The 539-nt window shown below is 77.0% G+C and carries 1 protein-coding gene; it reads left to right on the plus strand.

Going from position 1 to position 539, the window contains the following annotated elements; translation table 11 throughout:
• On the plus strand, nt 1-539 hold a 539-nt coding region (locus B9S61_RS10285; protein WP_146064769.1), incomplete at both ends, for an aminotransferase class I/II-fold pyridoxal phosphate-dependent enzyme.

The following is a 539-nucleotide window of genomic DNA, read 5'->3' on the forward strand; positions in this document are numbered from 1 at the left end:
CGGCCCGCGCTGCTCGCCGACGCGTTCCGGGCGTCGGGCGCCCGGGTGTTCGTCTGCCAGCCGCTGTTCCAGAACCCCACCGGCGCCGTGCTCGCCCCCGAGCGGCGCGGCGAGGTGCTGCGCATCGCCCGCGCGGCGGGCGCGTTCGTCGTCGAGGACGACTTCGTCCGGCGGCTGGTGCACGAGGACGCGGGACCGCTGCCCCGCCCGCTCGCCGCCGACGACCCCGACGGGGTGGTGGTGCACGTCTGCTCGCTGACCAAGGCCACCTCGCCCAGCTTCCGGGTGAGCGCCCTGGCCGCGCACGGCCCCGTACTGGAACGGCTGCGGGCCATCCAGGTCGTCGACACCTTCTTCGTGCCCCGCCCCCTCCAGGAGGCCACGCTGGAACTCGTCGGCGCGCCGGCCTGGCCGCGCCATCTGCGGGCGGTCTCCGCCGCACTGCGGGCCCGCCGCGACGCCATGACCGCCGCACTCCGGCTGCGGCTGCCCCAACTCGCCCTGCCGCACGTCCCGTCCGGCGGCTACCACCTGTGGCT

This window comes from Streptomyces sp. SM1 (assembly GCF_002910825.1).
In the GTDB taxonomy this organism is placed as follows: domain Bacteria; phylum Actinomycetota; class Actinomycetes; order Streptomycetales; family Streptomycetaceae; genus Streptomyces; species Streptomyces okerensis.